Genomic DNA, 226 nt, shown 5'->3' with positions numbered 1-226 from the left:
GAACTGAGAAAACGCTGCCAGTTCACGATACTGTGCCAGCGCGGTACGGATACCACCGGACAGTTTCTTGATGATCTTGGTCTGCGCTGCGCCACCTACACGGGATACGGAGATACCCGGGTTAACTGCCGGACGAATACCGGAGTTGAACAGGTTGGTTTCCAGGAAGATCTGACCATCGGTAATGGAAATTACGTTGGTCGGAACGAACGCGGAAACGTCACCC

General features: G+C 54.0%; 1 pseudogene. It reads right to left on the bottom strand.

What is annotated here, in order from left to right:
* Nucleotides 1–226 (bottom strand): annotated as a pseudogene (locus FDX22_RS00020) (F0F1 ATP synthase subunit alpha); the annotation flags it as partial.

Source organism: Citrobacter sp. TBCS-14 (assembly GCF_005280805.1).
Taxonomy (GTDB): domain Bacteria; phylum Pseudomonadota; class Gammaproteobacteria; order Enterobacterales; family Enterobacteriaceae; genus Citrobacter; species Citrobacter gillenii.
This window is presented reverse-complemented; position numbering and strand designations above follow the sequence as displayed.